Consider the following 19,012-nt stretch of genomic DNA (forward strand, 5'->3'; position numbering starts at 1 on the left):
AAGCCGATCCTCAACCGGTCGCCGCGACACCGCCGCTTATGGGAGCGCTACTCCGATGCGGGCAGCCCGGCGAGGTACGCATCGATGCACATCTGCAGAACCGCAAGCGACAGTGGCGTCACCTCGTCGAGGTCGACGTCCCCGAACTCCTCAAAGGAGCCGATGTCCTTCTCGACGCTTGTCCAAAAGCGCCGGATAGCCCGCAAGATCGCAAGCGCGTCGGTCAATAGCTCGACGTCAGGCTCGAAGTCCGGGTCGACGATGTACTTGATCAGTTCGTGGCTGAGTTCGTGGCGGTGGGCGTAGATGTCGTCCAGCCGGTCAGCCTCGTCCAGCGTGATTGCGTCGCCTTCGACCAGCCACAGCAGTGACGCCCGAAATCTATCCTTGGGCGCCTTGGCCAACACGTCGTCTGCGTATCGCGACTCGTCGTAGACCGTGGTCCCGCGTTCGATGCCCCGCCAGTAGAACTCATGCACCTCGTCGAGCACCGCGACCTTGATCATCTCGTGAGTCATTTGGTAGAGCCCTGCGAAGCCAAGGGTGGCCCGGATGGCGTTGGGTTCAAGCTTGGCCTCCAGTCGCCGCCGGTAAGCCTCCGGATCCCGGTTCCCGATCTTCACACCCTCAGTGTCCGGGATGGGCTCAGTCAAGTCGCTCGGTTACCGGAAACCCAACCCGCTACGACGACGGTCGCGCAGACCACGTGGGCTGCGACGCCGGTGTCCCGCAGGGGATCCCCATGCGGGGCAGGCAGACGACGTCGAGTGGCTGTCTCCAGCTGACCCGCTCGCCGGTTCCCTGCGGGATGCTGACACACGGCTACTTGGACCGCGCGTACTTCGTCGTAGCGGGTTCGGCTTCCGAGACGTCCGGACGTGCCGATGTGCGGTCGATGCTGCTGCCCCTCCTAAAGAGCAGAACGGGCGCTTCTGGTCGCGGGCAGGTGGGCGGCGCGCGATCAGCGGCATGAGCGCACTGTCGGGAGCGCACGCCGCATGCATCGCGCGGTGCCCGAGAGCGGACCCCGCCGACCGTCGCTCACCCCGCAGGCAGGCACACGCGACACTTCGGCTACGGGATGATGGGACCGTGACGACGACGCTCCCACGCCCGCACGTTGCAGTGGGGTGTCCGCTCGCCGTCGACCTCGTGCAGGTACCCGCGACCCGATCTGCGGGTCAGCACCTGTGACGACTCCCGACGCGCCCGCAGCACCGCCCCCGGCACCCGCCCCGGCCGGTCCGACGCCTGCGCAGTCTGAGGAGTTCGCTCGAACCAACAACCGCCTGACAGTCGGTGACTACCTGCCACGAGCGTTCCACGACGGCTCCGCTGCTGCAGGCAAGTGCGAATGGAGTTCACACGTCGCCGTCAGCCTCACCCCCGGGGAGGCCGGCGCGCTCGCCTGGGTGCTCATCGACACAATCATGCGGGCCCGCTTCGGGCCCGCCACCGCCCTGCACGACACGTGGAGGCAGCACACACTCGCGGGCACCAAGATCCCGTCGCCGACCAACCGCACCATCGCGTCGTTCGTCGAGCCGGTGTTCGGACTGCCCAACGCCGAGAAGAGCGAGCATCACCTGCACGGGCACGTCGGCGAGTGGCTCTGGCACCTGCTCACGAAGGACAACCGCGCCGTCCGGGTCCAGCCCGACCCGAAGGGTGACGTCACCGACGCCGGCGGCGACGGCTTCTCGATCTACGAGACAGGCACGGGCGCGCTGCGGTTCCGGCTCTGGGAGAGCAAGAAGAACACCGGTTCCGGGCCGCTTTCCACGACCCTGAACGCCGCCTACACGCAGCTTGCCGAGGCCGGTCAGCGGTACGTGGCCAAGATCGTCGGCACGTTCGCACAGGTCTCGAACGACACCTCCGACGAGATGATGACTTTCATCACCGAGGTGCCTGATGCATGGGTCCAAGGTGACGAGCTCGTCGGCGTCGGCGTAATGCTCGCGACGCACCAGGCGCTGCCCAAGACGCCGTTCACGAATATGGCGGCCAAGCTGCCTCTGCTCGACAAGCCAGGTCAGCTGCGCGGCCTCGCCACGAGCATCAGCTGCTACGACGCGCTCGCCAAGACGGTGAGGAGGTACGCGTGGACCGCGCTCTAGCCAGAGAACATCTCATTGGCGCGTTCGGCGACGTCCAGCTTAGCGAGCTCCCCACCGTCGCCGAGCTGACCGACCTCATCGCCGAGCTCGAGATCGAGCTCGTACGCGGCCTCACCGAAACCGGGTTCCGAGCCGACCTCTCACCGCTGCGACGCTCCGCGTGGTACCTGCACGGCATCGCCTCGACCGCCGAGACGTCTCGGTACCCAGCGGAGCAGCGCCGCCGTGCGTTCGCCGTCAGCGCTCACGTCCTCGACCTCCTCCTGGAGGACCCGGCCGAGACAGGCCGGGTCCGGCTGGCCACCGCGTTCGCCGCGCAGGTCGGGTACCACCGCGCCGACGAGACCCCGAACGCCGGCGCCGTCCACCGCAAGCTCCGTGACGTTCTGACAGAGCCTGCCGAGTTCACCGAGAGCGGAGACGTCGCGCTGCATGCCGGGATCCTGTTCCTCGGATTCGAGATGACCACGCTCAACCGGCACCTGCGCACGTGGGCGACCACCGCGGCTGCGCTGACGCGCGGCGCCCAGCTCGGCAGCCTCGACGGGACCATGTTCGGCCCGACGCAGCGGCTCCTACGGGGCATCGCCGACCTCGTCACGTACCTGCGTGAAGGCAGTACCGACGCGCTCGGGGCCGCCCGCGGCCACCTACTGCTCGTCGTCCGTGCCGAGGTCGGTCTCAGCGACCTGGACACCCGCTGGGTCGCCGGGCACCTACTCGGCCTGGCGGACGGGCTCAGCGAAGGCAGCGTATGGGCGGTGCTTCCACCGGACGTCCCCGCGGCCGTGAAGCAGGCGTTCACGCTAGACCGGCAGCCAGTCCTGACGCTCTGGCCGCCGCAGCGCAGCCTGGTCGCCCACCCGACGATCAGTCCACTCAGCCTGGCGACGTCGAGGCTGCTCGTGTCTGTCCCGACGAGTGCTGGCAAGACGCTGCTCGCGCAGTTGATCATCTGTGCGCACATGGCACAGGACAACCGGGATGTCTGCTACGTGACGCCGCTTCGCAGCCTCGGGCGGGAGATGCGCCAGGCGCTCCGGTCCCGGCTGAGGTACCTCGACCGTCGGCTCGGCGCAGATCTCCCCGACGGCTTCGGCACGTGGGACCTCACCAGCGGCGGCCTGCAAAACACAGACGAGAGCTCCGGCCAGCTTCCGCAAGTCGAGGTGATGACGCCCGAGCGACTCATGAACGCGCTGCGGCAGTCACCGCAGGAGGTCCTGAGCCGGTTCAGCCTGTTCATCATCGACGAGGCGCACCTCATCGCTCAGTCCGGCGGCCGCGGACTGCTGCTCGAAGGGCTGCTGTCCCTGTTGGACGCCAGCGGCGCAAGGCTGATGCTGCTCTCCGGCGTCATGGGAAACGCCGCGTCCCTCGCAGCGTGGACGTCGGCCGGGCAGGGAGAGGTGCTGTTCACCGACGACTGGCGCGCGCCACGACGGCTACACGTGCTCACGGCTACTGACAAGATCGAGGCGAGCCGTGCCGTCGTCCCCGGTCGCCGTGGTGCGGCGGACAAGACCCGGTACGACCTGCGTGCCCACCTCGCGGTCCGCCCGACAAGCGCGACCGAGCAGCACCTGGTCACCAGCGACGACACCCCGATCGGTCAGCTCGTCATCGGCGCCGACAACCGGCGCAGAACCGGGCCAGGCAACACGTCCCCCGCGTACGTGACGACGGCCAGGACAGCCACGCTGCTGCTCCGGGCCGGCAGCCTGCTGATGGTCGTCACCCAGCGAGCCACGGCACGCGACGCAGCGAAGGTAATGGCTGCCGAGCTGGACGACGAACCGCGGTCGCAGGGCCTCGCTGATGCGCTCGCCGCACGGCTCGGTGTCGACCACCCCCTGGTCGGCTGTGTCCGCAAGGGCGTGGCGTACCACCACGCCGGTCTGCCCGTCGAGGTACAGGAAGCCGTCGAGGACGCGATCCGCAGCGAGACGATTAGGGCGGTCGTCGCAACGAGCACCCTCACCGACGGCGTGAATCTCCCCGTCCGAACCGTCGTCATAGCGACGACCGAGTACGACGGCCAAGATCCTGGTCAACGGTTGTCTGCCGCGCAGCTGCTCAACGCTGTCGGCCGTGCCGGCCGCGCCGGCAAGGAGTCCGAGGGCTGGATCGTGCTCGCTCTGCAGAAGCCCCTGGAAGGCAGCGACTTCGATCGGCTGACGCCCGCACCGAGCGACTTGGAGGTCCGTTCGACCCTGGCTGGCGACACAGCTCTCGCCGCCCTCGCCGAAGCAGAAGCACTGGTGGCACAGACGCAGGACGCGATTCTGCAACTGCCTCCTGACCGGGAGACGGGCGGCTTCGTCAACTACATCTGGTTGATTCTCCACGTCCTCGAGCTCGTCCCGGACCTCGCCAACACCCGCACTTGGCAGGACGTCGTCAGGCGACTGTTCGCCTTCACTCAGCTCCCTGATGACCTGAAGTCGCGGTGGTTGGCACTCGCCGACGTCGTCGCTGCGCGGTACGCGCAGACCCCGCAGGCGTCCCGCCGTCGCTGGGCGCAGGCCGGGACGAGTCTCGGATCAGCTGCGGTGATCGAGTCGATCGCCGCAGCTCTCGCCGACCAAGTACAGCTCCTTGGCGGCCTCGGTGAGCGCTCGCTCGACGAGACCCTCGACGTTCTCGCCGAGCAGGACGTGTACGTACAACTGCTGCAGCTGCCAGAGGCGACCAAGCAGTGGCGCTTTCGGATGTCACCCCGAGGTGCCCCCGTCGAGGTTGACGCCGACTCAGTCGTTCGTGACTGGATCGCCGGTCGTGACCTCAGCGACCTCGCCGGCACCCACCTCACGGAGGTGACCGACTCGGCGTTCCGGCTTGAGCAGATGGTCGACGGGATCAGTGAGGGGGTGCAGCACTATCTGGCGTGGACCGTCGGTCTCGTCATTGCCCAGGCGAACGACATTCTGCTCTCACGCCTGAGCCCGCTGCAGCTGTTGGCGAGCACCGCCGCCCACCTGCGGTACGGCGTCGACACCCCGCTTGCCATCGACCTGCTCGTCCGTGATGTGAAGTCCCGGACCCTGGCACGTGACCTCGGCCGGATCGCGCGAGATGGCGGGCTGGATGAGGTGGGTCTGCGTGAGTACCTCAGCGAGCAACACATCCGCGGGTGGCGCGCTGACCTCGGCGCGACCCCGACCGACGTGCTCGACCTGCTGCAGTACGTCCAGGGCGGAGACCGGCACAAGCTGGGCGAGATGATGGCGACCGGGTCTGTCACCGCGCAGGCTCGTCTCAGCAGCGGCGACCCCGTCTTGCGGCCGGCTGCTGAACCCGTGCCGGTGACGATCGTCGCCTCTGACGACGGCGATGAGTTCAGCATCCTGGCCGAGGGCGGCTCGGTTCTCGGTGTGGTTGTCGCCCGTGATCACGCGGGCGTCGCGGCGGTCCTCGACAGCGGCCTGCTGCTCGAGTTCAGCCTGCAGGGCGCGACGGTGACGATTACGCGCGCAGCGGCAGGTCAGCTCAGCTTCACCTAGGCCAGTCGCGACCCACCACAACGGGTCCGTGAGACGTCCGCTCATCGGCATGAGCGGTCGACGCGCTGTCGTCGTTCCCGGCAACGTCGGTGCACGCGGTCCTGTCTGTCGTCCGACCTCGAAACCGGCCAGAAGACCGGATCTGCGCGGACAAGCGTCCCTCCCGAACATCCTCATTTGCCGCGATCCGCGCGGTCGCTGTTCCGCAGCAGGATCGGCCAACCGGACGGTTGTCAGCAGTGCCTGTCAGGCGATGACGGAGTAGAAGCCGTTTGCCTCACGCAGGCGAACTCGATTCCTTATGGGCGGGCGTCGGCCGCTTCAACCAGTACTCCGTGATGTCGGCTCCCGGCTGCACGCTGACCAGCTGCCACCCTTGCTCGCCCAGGACATCCAGCTGACGGACGACCGATTCGCTGGACTGTGACTGGTCGAGGTTGACGCTGCCATCGATGTACGCCGGGCCCTGGGCGAGGCTCAGCATCACCGTGCCGTAGCGGTCCTGCTTGTAGCGAAGGACCGCGTGTTCCCACTTCTCCATGTTCGCGACGTTAGGACGAAACACGGGCACCCACGGAAGTGGACGGCGGTCGACACGCCGTAGCGAGCGGTGGTCTGGCGTACGTCCGGGCCGACACCCGACGCCGGACCGTGGGGCGCGTGGGGCGGGTGAGGCGCGTCGCCTGGAACTGTCACCCCCGTCGGGCAGGCTTGGGCCTGGAACGCAGAACACCCCGGTCGCCGACCGGAGAGGTCGCGTACCGGGGTGTCGTCTACATGGGGTGTAGGGGCAGCACGGTAGCACCGGCGTTCCGAGCGGCGGGAGCCCTTCCGTCGCAGGAAGGAGACGCCATGCCCCAGGCTGCCCACCCGTCCCTGGAAGATCTTCTCGAGCAGGCCCGCCACCGCATTCAGGTGACTGACGCCGAACTCGACGAGGCCCGGCGACGACGCGAGGCCATCGCGAATGCGCTACTGAGGGAGTTCCCCGGTTCACGGGCCTACTTCAACGGCAGCGTCGCGCACGGCGACGCGCTCACCCCGCTCACCGACATCGACCTCGGCGTCGTCATTGCCGAAGCGCTGCACACGCACGGGCCGGGCAAGCGCGGCCCGCTCGACCTGATGGAGCGCGCGGCCGCCGCCATCCGGCGGGAGCTGAAGGGCGCGTATCCCAAGCTCACCGTCCAGGTCGATGGGTGCAAGCGGGCGGTGCTCGTCCGGTTCGGTGACCCGGTGCACGGCGGCGAGAAGGACTTCACCGCCGACATCATCTGCGCGGTGGACAACCTCACGGGGGAAGGCCTGTACATCCCGAAGGTGCCGACCTGGTCCCGGTCGCACCCTGAGGCGCACACCCAGATGGTCCTCGAGGCCATCGAGAACACCGCGGTGGTCTACGCCTGGGTCGTCCGACTGCTCAAGCACTGGAACCGCCGCAACGGCAAGCCGCTGTGCTCGTGGAATATCAAGGCGCTCGCCCTGGGCTGCATCTTCGAACCCATGACTCAGCTGGCCGGTCTGAGCATCTGGTTCGAGTTCGCGGCCGACGAGCTGGAGAAGGGCGAGACCGCCGACCCCGCCCGCGTCGCGGAGAAGCCCATCAAGCTCAACAAGCCGCGGGCTGAGGTCGTGACGGCGCTCCGGCACGCCGGGAAGCGGCTGGATGAGGCCATCGGCCTCGAGAAGGACGGCTATCCGCTCCTCGCCCACGACGAGCTGGCCAAGCTGTTCAACGACGAGCAGATGCTGCCCCGTCCGGACCAGCGGGCGGTCGTGCTGGAGGAGGCTCGCCGCTTCCGCGCCGGGCGGGCCAACGGCGTCACTACCGGGACCGGCGCGGGCGCGCAGCGCGCGCGGATCCCGGCGAAGAGCTGGGCGCCGTGAGCGCTGGCCTTCCCGCCTCGCCGGACGGGGCGGCGGGGAGGCCGAACCTCGGCTGGCGAGGCCTGCAGCCGTGGTGGCAGATTCCGCTGGAGGCCGCGGCACGCCGCGAACACGGCCGTGACCTACGGGTACAGCTCGAAATCGACCTCCTTGTGTACCGGGTGCCCATCGAGGTGCGCGGTCGGCGCGACCCGGTGCCGGTAGCCGTCTACTTCTTCGCGCGGCCGCCGTACGACTGCTGGGGCCTGCCGCCCGAGGAGTACCCGCGCGTCATAGCCGACCGCGGGCGCCCGTCGCCGCACCGCATGCCCGAGGACAACGCCCTCTGCCTGTACTACCCGCGCTCACCGGTCGGCCAGCGCTGGCGACCGGAGCTGGGCCTGCTCGCCCTGCTCGACCTGACCCGAGACCACCTGTTCTTCGAGGACCACTGGTGGGCCACTGGGGGCCGACGCGGCGGGGTGTGGCTGGGCGACGAGCAGCCCCACGGGTTTCCGAGGAAGGCCGCATGAGCGCACTGCTCGCCGCGGGCACCGGCGCCGCCGCGGTCCGGCCGGGAGTGTGGGACCGGATCGCGGCCACTGTCGACGGCGGCGACGTAGCCACCGTCCTCGCCGCCCTGCTGGGCGTGCTCGGCGCGATGGGAGCGGCGGCCATCGCGGCCGTCGTCGCGGTCAAGGCCTACAAGGGACAGCAGAAGGAGAGCCGCCGCCAGCAGCGGGCGACCTTCTACGCCGAGGCAGTCAGGGCGGTGGAGGACTACCTGGAGGCGCCGTACCGCATCCGGCGCCGTGACGGGTCGACTGCCGCTCGACGGGAGCTCACCCAGCACGTCAGCGACGTGAAGTCGCGGATCAGCGTCTACACGGCCTGGATGGCGATCCACGGCACCGACGCCGTCGCCAGCGGCTACGACGCATTCGTGCTGGCCGCGCAGTCCGAGGCCGGCCAGCAGATGACCGCGGCGTGGCACAGCAGGCCGACGAAGAAGGACCGGGACGTCCCCATTGGGTCGCCGCTGCCCCGGGCCAGCAGCGACGCTGCCCGGGCCACGGTGCTCACCGCCATGGAGGCCGACCTCGACCGTTGACCTATCGGACTGTTCGGACATCGGTATTGCCCGGTGCCGCATCCACGGGTGCCAATCCCGGACCTGACGTTGCCCCGGACGTCGGCTGGCGGCACCCGCCGCCGACTCACCGGAACCCGCGGGCACCGAGACGCATCGTTCTGTCGTCCCGTGCTGACATGCTGCCTCGCGGTCGACCAACGACGGAGGGTGAGCAATGGGGTTCTTCGACAGATTTCGCAAGCACAAGCCGGGGCCTGTGCCTGTGACGTCCCGGCCGTCGTCATTGCCGCCTGTGCCGTCTCCTCGGCGCTCACCCGCACTGGCGCCCGCGGCCACCGGGCCGCTGCCGGGGTTCGCGGTCATCGACGTCGAGACCACCGGCCTGTCGGCGAACAGCCACCGCATCCTGGAAATGGCCATCGTCCGAACCGACTCCGGCGGACGGGTGCTGGACGAGTGGGTGTGCCGGTTCGACCCCGAGGGTCCGGTCGGCGCCACGCACATCCACGGCATCCGCGACGCCGACGTGATGGGTGCGCCGCGGTTCGCCCACGTGCTGCCCGAGATCAGCACCCGGCTCGCCGGAGCGGCGATCGCCGGGCACAACGTCACCTTCGACCTGGCGTTCCTGCGCACGGAGTACGCCCGCGCCGGCTGGGCGCTGCCGCACCTGCCCGCGGCCTGCACGCTCGAGCACAGCTGGGACCACCTGCCGCAGCTCAACCGCCGCCGTCTGGCCGACTGCTGCGATGCCGTCGGCATCTCGCTGCATCGCGCGCACTCCGCCCTCCACGACGCCCGCGCCACCGCGCGGCTGCTCGCCAGCTACCTCGACCCGACCTTCGGCCACCCGCCCCGCCGCGAGCTGCTCGACCTCCCGCACCAGGGTTGGGCCGTGGCCTGGCCGACCGCGCCCGGCGGCGTGCGCCCGCCCGCCGTCGGCCTACCCATCCAGGCGCAGCGCAAGATCGCGACGTGGGCCGCGCCACCGGCGCCGCCGCTGGTCACGCTGCTGGAGGACTTCCGCCTCGCCGACGCCCTCGACGAAGGTGCCCCCGAAGGCTCGCTGGCCTACCTCGAGCTGCTCGCCGAGGTGCTCGAGGACGGCGTCCTCACCGACGACGAGCGGGCGGCACTGGTCGACATCGCCTCCATCTACGACCTCGACGGCGACGCCGTCCACGCCGCCCACAGCGGATTCCTGCTCGCCCTCGCCCACCTCGCCCTCGACGACGGCAAGGTCAGCCGGGCAGAGAAGGCCGAGCTCACCACCACCGCGGAGATGCTCGACGTGCCGACGAAGCTGGTCACGGCCACTCTCGACGCCGCCGAGGCCGCCCGCCACGAGCGGCTGTCCGCAGGGCTCCGCCCGCTGCCCGCCGACTGGGCGCTCGACGAGCCGCTGCGGGTCGGCGACAAGGTCGCCTTCACCGGCTGCGAATGGACAGTGCGCGAGCGGCTCGAGCAGCGCGCCGAGGAGCTCGGCGTGCGGGTGATGAACACCGTCTCGTCCCGCACGGCGCTTCTGGTCACCGACGACAGCTTCTCTGGCGGCAAGGCCGACGAGGCCGCCGGTCACGGCACGCGCTGCGTTCACCCCGACGAGTTCGCGGTCCTGCTCAAGCACCTTCAGCCAGCCGTCAAGAAGGCACTGGCCTCGTTCCCGCGGCCGCGCACCGCACGGGACGCGACGGTCAAGTCAATTGCGCCTGCGGCGGCGGGCATCGTTTCGGCGGCGCACGCGACCGTCTGCCCGGCGGCGGTGCGGGCCTGGGCCCGCGCGAACGGCCACGAGGTCGGTGAGCGGGGCCGCCTGCCAGCGGAGCTGTCGGAGGCCTACCAACGCGCGCACGAGGCGACCGGCCAGGCCTGACCGGTCGCACCAGCCGTCAGCTGTGGACAACGCCGTGGTCGACCCGGACTGCGTGCCATGCGGACGCCACACTGAGGGGATCCCCGTAAGCGGAACCGCCTGTGGGAATGGCGGAGGCCAGCGGGGAATCATCGACTGTCTGTCCCGTAAGACCCGCCCGAGAAAATCCCCGGTGACCGGGGGCTATGCGGGGCAAGTGGTCTGGCCTCCCGGGCGGCGACACTGCAGCTGGCTGCCGCTGCCGAACGGCCCGGGCCGTCTCCCCGGTGGGCAAGACGTCCTACCGCCGTCCGGACGGCTACTCGAAGTTGTGCAGGTTCGTCGGTCCATCCGTAGCGGTCCACACCTCCGACCACCTCCGTCGTTGGTCAGCTGGCCCTGTTGATCCATTGCCGGCGGAAGAGGATCTCGGCGGTTCTGGGTGGCAGGTCTTCTTCCACCTCGGCGTCGTGGTTGGCCAGGATGCGGGCGATGTAGGAGTCGGCCTCGGCCCGGTTGTCCTGGGCGTCGCAGGCGGCGACCAGGTCGAGCAGTGGGACGTCCTCGTAGCTGCCGGCTTTCAGCGCCACGTGAGCGGCGGCCGCAGCGACCTCGGGCTCGCCGGCGGCGAGGTGGTGCGTCGCGACGGTGTGCGCCACGTCGACGATCATGGCGGCGTACTCGTGGTCCAGCCGGGAGTTCTCCTCGACCAGCCAGCTGTAGCCGCCGGGCGCACCGTGCCGCGACGTAGGCAGGTCGAACGGCTGCCCGGTGGCCAGGTCGAGAGCGGCGCGCAGGTCGGCGATGCCGTCGACACCGCGGGCCAGCCCGCGGACTCGCAGTCGACGGAACAGCTCTGCGTCGATGAGGACGTGGTCGATGCGATAGCGGCCGACCCCGCCGGCGGTGACGCCGGACGGCAAGTAGTCCGCGCCCGTCGCCGGGTTGGTGCCCAGCCAGGCGCGCACGATCGAGATCGACTGCCGCACCTTGGTCTTGCCGACGACATCGGGCTCGTTGGGCCAGATCGCGGTGGCGTAGCGCTCGCTGGTCACGCTGCCGGGCCTGGTGGCCAGGTAGGCGACGATCTCGGTGTAGAACTGCCGCCGCGGGTTGCGCTCGGGCAGCGTTCCCTGCGCCCGCACTTCGACCGGGCCGAGCAGGGCCAACTTCGGCCGCGGGCAGGACGGGTCTGCCCAGTCGGCCAGGTCGGCGTCCAGGGCAGGGTCGGCGACCTCGACCTGGTCACGAGTACCGGCATCGGTCGCCGGAGCCAGTGCCTGCAGGTCCTGCTCAGTGGTCGCGGCTCGATCTAAATATGTCTGCGCGGACAGCGGCAACACCGAGTTGGTCATCCACGGCGAGGTGTCTGCAAGGCCGAGCACCGGGACGTCGTCGTCCGCTCCGGCCACAGCTGGTGGCTGCCGCCGCTCGGAAAGGGCCGGATCGACTCGGAGGCTCCCGCAGGCGTCGGCGTGCTTGTCCCAGGGCTCGTCACCGTGCGCTGGTGGGATGGGTCGGTCGTTGGTCACGGCGGCCAGCGCGAGCACCCGAGCCAGCTGCGTGGCCTCGTCGGCCGGGATCTGCTGCGCGATCAGCTCGACTCCCAAGGCGGGGATGCTGAGCATGCCGGCCTCGTCGACAGTCAGCTGCCACCGACCGGCGTCCGCGTGGTCCGGGTCGTCGATGAGCACCAGCGCGGCCGCGCCGCGGCCGCGCTGCTGCTTCATGGCGGTCATCAGCCGTACCAGCCCGGCGCTGTCCTTGGCGACATCTGGGGCTATGAGCAGCACGTGCGGCGCCCACGCGTCGCCGGCCACGTCGCGCAACCGGCCCGACAGCACGTCGACGTCGGCGATATGCATGGCCTCGGTGACCGACTCGAACTGGCCGTCGAGCGCCGCGATCGCCTTCTCGACGTCGTCGGTGTACTTCAGCCGGTCGGGGTTGATCTGGGCCAACTCCTTGCCGAAGCCGACCACGGTCACCTGCAGCATCTCCGACCACGTGTTGTGCGCCAGCTCGGCAGCCAGGAACCGGGCCAGGTTCAGACAGCGTTCGGCGTCCCCGGACAGGGACAGGGTCGCGACCCGTTCCAGGTCGAGCAGCCAGTGCTCGCCCTCGGCCGTGTAGCCCACCGACGCGAGCATGGGGAACGGTGCGAAGAAGTAGGCCCGCTGCTGCTCGTCATAGGCCAGTCGGTCGCCGCGTCGAATCGACCAGCGGGTGCCGGCCGCGTCCACCGTCCACGGCTCCGGGGCCTCCGTGGCCGGCTCGGTGAGTACCAGTGTCAGGACGTCGTCGGTCATGCAGGCCGCCACCACGTCGGGCAGGCGAGCAGCGTCGACGCTCGCCAGGGCCTGCACCAGGGCGCGCAGCGCCTGGTCCAGCCAGGTGACGTCGGCACCGCCAACGCTGCCAGCCTCCTGCAGTGCTCGTTCGACGTGCAGCAGCTCTGGAGGTGTGCTGCCGATCGAGCGGCCGGGGCGTCGCTGCCGGAACTGCCTGCGGCGGTAACGCAGCAGCGCGGTCAGCGAGACCCCCGCTAGCAGCAGCCCACCGCCGGCGGCGAAGGCGATCATCGGCAGCTCCGAGGTGCTACCCGTCGAGGTCTCGTCAGGCCTCGTGGGCGACGGCTCGACGCTGGTCGGTGCAGCCGTGGGAGACGAGGTCGGGGCGTTGGGGGCCGGGCCGGGAGCGGCCGGAGGCGGCGCATTGGTGCCTGGCGTGGTCGGGTCCGCTGGAGCGACGGTGCTCGGGGATGGCGGTGTCGGCTCGGTCGTGGGCGGTGCCGGCTCGCCTGCGGGGGGCGCCGGTGCGCTGGGCGCGGACGTCGCGGGACTGGCTGGGTCCGGGATGCTCAGCGTCCAGCCCGGTCGGATCAGCGACGGGTCGGTGAAGGTGGCGCCTCCGGGTTGCCTGCGTCCCCGGTTGAGCTCCCAGGCTTGGCGCCAGTTGTGCCCGCTGCCGGTGATCTCCTCCGTGAGGTCCCACAGGGTGTCACCGGGTTCCACCGTGACGTCCTCGACGGTTCTCGTGGTGTCCGGGGCTGGGCCCGTCGGCGGCAGGCCGACCGCGTCGGGCGGCAGGACCAGCACCGTGCCCGGGAAGATTTCGTTGTCCGGACCGACCGCGGTCGGGTTGAGTCTGGCGATCTCCGGATACCGCAGCGGGTCCCCGAGATGCCGCTCGGCCAGCGCCCACAGGGTGTCCCGGCGCTGCACCTGGTAGGTCGTGGTAGCGACCGGAGGCGCGTGCTCGTCCGGCATCGAGTACGCGACCGGTGTCTGCGTTATGAGCGGTGCGCTGGCGTACTGCGCCGACGCCGGGACGGCGGTGGATGTGGCCGCGACCGGCAGCGGCGGCGCCGTTGCGGTGGATGCGGGGCCGCCGGCGGCCAGTGGAGCGACGGTGAAGCCGACCGCGACGGCGGCGACCAGGGCGGCGGCCGGCCGCTGGAAAATTCCCAGCCCGGGGAGGACCGGAACCGGCCGTGCACGGGCGAACGCCACGACCTCCGCCACTGTCGAGGCGGTGAACAGGGCCCAGCACACCCAGACGCCGGCTGCGAGGACGAGTCCGGCGAGCTGCCCGTTGTCGCGGGACGTCAGGACGGCCCCGACCTCGTCCAGCGACGGGAGGTTGTTCGGAACCAGGTGCAGCAGCGCCATCAGCACCGGTACGCCGACGAGGACGGCGAGCAGCGCCAGGAGGGCACCCACGGCCTTGAGCAGGCGGGCGGCGTGGCCGGTCACGACAGGCCCTCACCGGAGGTGACCCCGACGAGCAGCTGGGCGGTGTGCACGCGGGTCTGGCTGACCGGGATGCCGAGCAGGGGCGTCGAGTCGGTGACCGTCACGCTGACCTCCACCACGCCGGGGCCGAGGACGCGCACCGTTCCGACCGCACCGGCCTGCTCCAGGTAGCCGCGGGCCGCGGTCACGGCCAGCTCGGCGTCCGCGCTCCCGCCGGTGGGGACCGGACCGACCGCGATGCTGGCCGCCCGTGCCGCCTCGGCGGAGTACGTGTCGGCGCGGTTGGCCGCCTGGATCGCCGTAGCGGCGTCCACGACGCCGGTCACCAGGACGCCGGCGATGAGGACGATGAAGCAGAAGAGGACGGCCACCGACCCGCGCTCGTCCTCGCGGAGCCCGAAGTGGGTGCGCACCGGGTGGGTCACGACAGGTCCCGGGCCGGGTCGAGGGGGCTGGTGGCGGTGTCGCGCAGGGTTCGCGAGCCGGGCAGCCCGGTCACGCCGATGTCGGACAGGTCGACGGTGCATGCCACCGCCACGGTGACCGACGCCGGAACGCCGGGCGCACTGTCGAACCCGGAGGTGTCGACGCTCACCTGAACGTCGGCACAGTGCAGGTCCCGGTCGGCCAGCGCCTCGGTGGCGCTGGCGGTGGCCGTCTGCTGGGCGGCGGCCGCTGAGCGGGCGAGCGAGGCGTCCCGAGCGGCGATGCCGGCGACGCCGCTGACGCGGTCGCCAGCCAGCGCGATTCGAGCCCCGATCACCAGCATCGCTAGGACCAGGATTCCGACCGGCAGCAGGATGGCCAGCTCGACGGAATCGGAGCCGCGGTCGTCCCTCCACCGCTGGCCAGCCCGAGCGGGGGCGCGCTTCGTGCGGCGCCTCATGGCGAGTCCCGCGTGGTGAAGCGCTCCTTGCCGCGCGTCACCGTGACGTCGACGGTCGGGGTGAAGCCGGGCAGCGGGATCACGTTGGGCACCTCAGCCGTGACGTGGACCGCGACCGCAGTGGCCGTGTCCTGCTCGGCCACCGAGTAGCGAGTGATCGCGCCGGTGCCGAGTCGGGCCAGGTACTGGTCGGCCGCTTCCTGTCCCGCTCCCCCGGCCGCGCCGCTGACGCTGGCTGCCCGCGCTCCTGCGTGCGCCGCGGCGTCGGCGGCTTCGCGGGCGAAGTACCACAGGGCCAGCTGGGGGCCGGCGAACAGCAGGATGACGATGATCGGGAACAGGATCGCGAATTCGACGCTCGACGAACCTCGGTCGCTCTCGCCGGGGCGGCTCGACCTGCCTGAGTGCACGACCGGACCGCACGGCGGCACCTCCGTGCGTGTCCGAAAACGGGCTCCAGGCATCGTGCGGGCTGCGTCGCTCTACTGGAACAGCGCCGTCTTGCTGGCCACGAAGGCCACCGCGGCGACGGTGACCGCGCCACCGAGAGTGATGGCGAGGATGACCATGAAGGCCTTCTCCGAGGAGTCCGAGCCGCGGTCGTCGCCGACCTGCTCGGCGCGCAGCCATGCGAAAGCGGACAGGGCCGCTGCGTACAGCGCCGCCCGGATGGCCGGGACCGCCTTGGGGCCTCGGTGACGGCTCGTCGATCGGAACACGGAGTACCTCCTGGTTGGCGATGTGCTCATGCGCTGACGGCGAACATGCGGATCAGGAACGGGACGAGGACGAACAGCGTCAGTCCGGTGACCAGCAGCGCCAGCGGGCGCGACATGCGCTCGCTGACCTCGTTGGCCCGGCTGCGGGCGTCAGACAGCTCGGCGTGCCGGAGCGTGCGGGCGCTGGCCAGCAGGGTGTTGTAGACCGACGCCCCGTCGGCGGCCACCGCCGCGATGTCGGCGAGGTTGCGCAGCTCCGGAACCGCGAGTTCCTCGCCGAGGTTGCGCAGGTCGCTCCATGGCTTGCGACCGGACAGCGCCGCCCGCCGGATCGCGCGGCGCATGCGGACGAACGGGGCGCTACCAGAGATCTCGGAGGCCTCCTCGAGGGCCTGCTCCACCGAGCCGCGTGCCCGGCGCTCGCCGGCTACCAGGGTGAGGAAGGACTCCAGGTTGCTGCGGAATTCTGCCCGCGCCTTCCCCGCCGCCTCCCGGGCCTCGGCCGACGGGAGGAGCCAGCCGACACCTGCGAGCGCCAGCCCGACGGCGGTGGGCACGACGAACGGCACCGGGACGTCGAGCAGCACGCACATCAGGCCGAGCGCCGCAGGGGTGAGCAATCCGGCGAGGGCCAGGGCCACCTTGCGGGCGGCGAGCTCCCTGCGCGTCTGGCCGAGGATCGCCAGATCGGCGTCGGATACCCCCAGACGTCCCTCGACTGGACGGACCACAGCCGGCGGCAGCCAGGTCCTCCGGTCCCCCGCCGAGCTCGGCGGCGTTCCCGGAGGCGGAAGGGTCCCGGCCGTGGGGCCGGCCGAGAGCTGCTCGAGCGCCGCGGCCAGCGACGGCGGCGCGGGACGCACCGCGCGGACGGCGAGGACGAGACCGAGTCCCACGACCATGCCGGCGAGGGTGGCCATCTGCAGTCCGGTCACCGGTCCACCGTGGCCAGGCCGGGGTCTCTCAGCACACGCGGCGGCCGTGGCGGGTCGGACAGGCGCCGCATCCATCGCAGCGCCGTCCCGAAGATCGCGACGTCCACGAGCAACGCGACCTGCCCGAGCGGTGTGGAGTAGCCGGACAGGAAGGTCCGGGCGAACAGGGTCATCCCGACGACCAGGACCAAGGTGACGACGACGATGGTGCGCATGTTCGCCCGCGGCTTGGCGCGCTCGGCCTCGATCTCGCGGACCATCCGCGAGCGGTCGTCGAGGTCCGCGGCCAGGGCGGTGAGCACCTCGGCCAGGCCTGGTCCGCCATTGCGCTCCCGCAGGATGAGCACCATGGCGATCTTGTCGGCGGCGGGGTCGTCGACCTCCCGGGCGAACTGCCGCAGCGCCGGCTCCACCCCCTGCGGCCCCATCCGGGTCACCAGGTTGGTGACCGCCGGAGCGATCGGCTCCGGCGCCGAGCTCAGCGAGCGGCGCAGCGCGTCCCGGGTCGAACCGGCGGCGCCGGAGCTGATCAGGTCGGCCAGCCGCCGGGTCCAGTCCGCCAGCGCCTCGGAGGTGGCGATCAGTTGCCTGGACGCTTTGCCACCGCCGAGCACCTTGGGGACGAATACAACACCGCCGACCGCGGCAACTGCGGCGACCGGCCAGCCGGTTATCAACAGGACCAGCACCGCGGTGCCCAGCGCGCCGAGGTGCAAGGGCGAGACCAGCCGGCGAGGACGGCGGTGGGCTGACGGCGGGCCTGCGGACCAGAGGGCGACCCCTCGCGCGGCTGCGACGGCCGCGACGAGACCGGCTGCGATCAACAGGCCGGCCAGCGTGAGCAGCAGCAGCCCGGCGGTCACGACGCTCGCTCCTGGCGGCGGAGGCCGGTGGGCCAGTCCGAGGCGTCCGGGTGCAGCCAGTTGAGGTCGAAGCCAATGGCGGTCAGCCGTTCGGCGAGCGAGTCGCTGAGCATCCCCGCCCCGGTGGCCTGAGCGCGGCCGTCCTCGGGGCGAGGCGCGAAGATGGGCTTGAGGTCGGGCCGCCCGGAGTCGCCGACCGCGCCGAGTTCGTAGATGCCCGACACGAAACGGGAGTAGCCGCGGTCGCGGTGCACGTGGACGACGAGACCAAGAGCGGCCAGCGACCGCAGGACCAGCTCCGGTGACGGGGGCGGGTGCGCCTTGAGCGCGTTGATCAGGACCTTGTCGAAGACGCCGTCGGCCGACGGCGAGTGGATCGTGCACATCACCGACGCGATGCCGCTGGTCGCGGCCTCCAGCAGGGAGGTGACGTAGGCGCCGCGCACCTCACCGACCAGCACCCAGGTCGGGGAAGCCCGAAGGGCCAAGTGCAGGGCGTCTCCCATGTCGAATCCGCCTCGACCCTCTGCGTTGGGCAGCCGGGACTCGAAGGGCCGACAGACGGCGTGCCGCTTGACCAGTCGCTGCTGGTCGGGATCCCACCGCGCCAGGTGCAGACCGAGTTCCCGCTCGTCCTCGACGGTGATGACGACGTTGTTCCACGGGATGGCGTTGCCCAGCGCACGCAGCAGCGTGGTCTTGCCGACGCCCGGCGCGCCGGTCACCAGCGGCGATACGCCGGCCTCGATCGCCGCGTGCAGGAACGCCCGCACGGGCGAGTCGACCATGTTCAGCCGGTGCAGGTCGTCCAGGCTCGGGTCGGAGAACCGGTGGACGCGGATGACCCCGGCCGGGCGGGGCAGCACGTCCATCGCGGCCTGCAGGCGGGCTCCGAGATCGGTGACGCCCTTCAGCCGCACGTTGAGGATCGGGCTGGCCGAGGAGAACTCGCGGCTGGTCTGCCCGCCGTCCGAGCGTGACCCGATCGAGCGCAGCAGCTGCTCGAGTTCCTCGTCGCTGGAGGCGATCGGCGGGCCCGCCACCAGCTGGCCGTCCACCCTGCGCAGCATGGTCGGGTCACAGCCCTCGAAGTGGATGTCCTCGACGTCGTCACGAGCCAGCAGCGGAGCCAACCGCCCCAGCCCGTCGAGCTCCGCCAGCACGGCGGAGAAGATCGTCTCCTCGGTGGTCACCGTCGGGGCAGCGCGGCCGCGGTTGGCCTCATGCAGCAGCCACTGGTCGTACTCGTCGCGGATGAGCTTCTTGGTCAGTTCCCGTCGCGGTCCGGCTGCGTAATTCTTGTCCTCCGCCGTCAGCCGAGTCGACACCCGGTCGCGCAGCTCCCCGACGACGCGGTATTCGGCCTCGGTGAGCTCCGCGGCCTCGGACGTCGGGGCGTCGTCCGACTGCGCCTCCACCG

The 19,012-nt window shown here is 70.7% G+C and carries 16 protein-coding genes; 6 read left to right on the plus strand and 10 right to left on the minus strand.

Going from position 1 to position 19,012, the window contains the following annotated elements; translation table 11 throughout:
• Positions 1-47: 47 nt before the first annotated feature.
• Positions 48-653, minus strand: coding sequence for a hypothetical protein (locus E4P39_RS01890; protein ID WP_135134636.1), 606 nt, complete (start codon positions 651-653; stop codon positions 48-50).
• 759 nt (positions 654-1,412) lie between these two features.
• Here E4P39_RS01890 and E4P39_RS22095 point away from each other — a divergent pair.
• Positions 1,413-2,120, plus strand: a complete 708-nt coding sequence (locus tag E4P39_RS22095) for a hypothetical protein (RefSeq protein ID WP_167761495.1) — start codon at positions 1,413-1,415, stop codon at positions 2,118-2,120.
• Positions 2,105-5,623, plus strand: a complete 3,519-nt coding sequence (locus E4P39_RS01900) for a DEAD/DEAH box helicase (protein ID WP_135134637.1) — start codon at positions 2,105-2,107, stop codon at positions 5,621-5,623. Before E4P39_RS22095 ends, E4P39_RS01900 begins: the two co-directional genes overlap by 16 nt.
• A gap of 277 nt (positions 5,624-5,900) precedes the next feature.
• On the opposite strand, the gene E4P39_RS01905 is transcribed toward E4P39_RS01900, so the two are convergent.
• Entirely contained in the window at positions 5,901-6,164 is a 264-nt protein-coding gene (locus E4P39_RS01905; RefSeq protein ID WP_135134638.1) for a hypothetical protein, read from the minus strand.
• A 311-nt stretch (positions 6,165-6,475) separates the two neighbouring features.
• Between E4P39_RS01905 and E4P39_RS01910 the strand changes: the two genes are divergently transcribed.
• From E4P39_RS01910 to E4P39_RS01925, 4 genes are all read left to right on the plus strand, one after another.
• Positions 6,476-7,510 carry a nucleotidyltransferase gene (locus E4P39_RS01910; protein WP_135134640.1) on the plus strand — a complete coding sequence of 345 codons (1,035 nt, stop codon included), beginning with the start codon at positions 6,476-6,478 and terminating at the stop codon, positions 7,508-7,510.
• A 161-nt stretch (positions 7,511-7,671) separates the two neighbouring features.
• On the plus strand, positions 7,672-8,022 hold the full coding sequence (locus tag E4P39_RS01915; protein WP_209306286.1) for a hypothetical protein: 351 nt from the start codon (positions 7,672-7,674) through the stop codon (positions 8,020-8,022).
• On the plus strand, positions 8,019-8,600 hold the full coding sequence (locus E4P39_RS01920) for a hypothetical protein (RefSeq protein WP_135134641.1): 582 nt from the start codon (positions 8,019-8,021) through the stop codon (positions 8,598-8,600). Before E4P39_RS01915 ends, E4P39_RS01920 begins: the two co-directional genes overlap by 4 nt.
• A 274-nt stretch (positions 8,601-8,874) precedes the next feature.
• Positions 8,875-10,455, plus strand: a complete 1,581-nt coding sequence (locus E4P39_RS01925) for a histone-like nucleoid-structuring protein Lsr2 (RefSeq protein WP_167761517.1) — start codon at positions 8,875-8,877, stop codon at positions 10,453-10,455.
• A gap of 368 nt (positions 10,456-10,823) precedes the next feature.
• Here the strand turns inward: E4P39_RS01925 and E4P39_RS01930 are convergent, their stop codons facing one another.
• The 8 genes from E4P39_RS01930 to E4P39_RS01965 all read right to left on the minus strand — a co-directional run bounded on the left by E4P39_RS01930 (position 10,824) and on the right by E4P39_RS01965 (position 19,010).
• Positions 10,824-14,189 (minus strand): LysM peptidoglycan-binding domain-containing protein, encoded by a 3,366-nt coding sequence (locus tag E4P39_RS01930; protein WP_135134644.1) that lies wholly within the window; start codon positions 14,187-14,189, stop codon positions 10,824-10,826.
• The gene (locus E4P39_RS01935) at positions 14,186-14,614 is read right to left on the minus strand and encodes a hypothetical protein (protein ID WP_245159572.1); all 429 of its coding nucleotides are present in this window, start codon (positions 14,612-14,614) and stop codon (positions 14,186-14,188) included. The genes E4P39_RS01930 and E4P39_RS01935 overlap by 4 nt, the downstream gene beginning before the upstream one ends.
• Positions 14,611-15,075 carry a pilus assembly protein TadE gene (locus E4P39_RS01940; protein WP_135134646.1) on the minus strand — a complete coding sequence of 155 codons (465 nt, stop codon included), beginning with the start codon at positions 15,073-15,075 and terminating at the stop codon, positions 14,611-14,613. The genes E4P39_RS01935 and E4P39_RS01940 overlap by 4 nt, the downstream gene beginning before the upstream one ends.
• On the minus strand, positions 15,072-15,485 hold the full coding sequence (locus tag E4P39_RS01945) for a TadE family protein (RefSeq protein ID WP_245159573.1): 414 nt from the start codon (positions 15,483-15,485) through the stop codon (positions 15,072-15,074). Before E4P39_RS01945 ends, E4P39_RS01940 begins: the two co-directional genes overlap by 4 nt.
• Positions 15,486-15,557: 72 nt before the next feature.
• Complete coding sequence (locus E4P39_RS01950) at positions 15,558-15,794, minus strand: hypothetical protein (RefSeq protein ID WP_135134649.1); 237 nt, start codon at positions 15,792-15,794, stop codon at positions 15,558-15,560.
• 26 nt (positions 15,795-15,820) lie between these two features.
• Entirely contained in the window at positions 15,821-16,729 is a 909-nt protein-coding gene (locus E4P39_RS01955) for a type II secretion system F family protein (RefSeq protein ID WP_135134651.1), read from the minus strand.
• Positions 16,726-17,592: a type II secretion system F family protein gene (locus tag E4P39_RS01960; RefSeq protein ID WP_135134652.1), complete on the minus strand. Its 867-nt coding sequence runs from the start codon at positions 17,590-17,592 to the stop codon at positions 16,726-16,728. The genes E4P39_RS01955 and E4P39_RS01960 overlap by 4 nt, the downstream gene beginning before the upstream one ends.
• Complete coding sequence (locus tag E4P39_RS01965; RefSeq protein ID WP_245159574.1) at positions 17,589-19,010, minus strand: ATPase, T2SS/T4P/T4SS family; 1,422 nt, start codon at positions 19,008-19,010, stop codon at positions 17,589-17,591. Before E4P39_RS01965 ends, E4P39_RS01960 begins: the two co-directional genes overlap by 4 nt.
• Between the last annotated feature and the right edge of the window lie 2 nt (positions 19,011-19,012).

Origin of the sequence: Blastococcus sp. CT_GayMR19 (assembly GCF_004570385.1) — a bacterium.
In the GTDB taxonomy this organism is placed as follows: domain Bacteria; phylum Actinomycetota; class Actinomycetes; order Mycobacteriales; family Geodermatophilaceae; genus Blastococcus_B.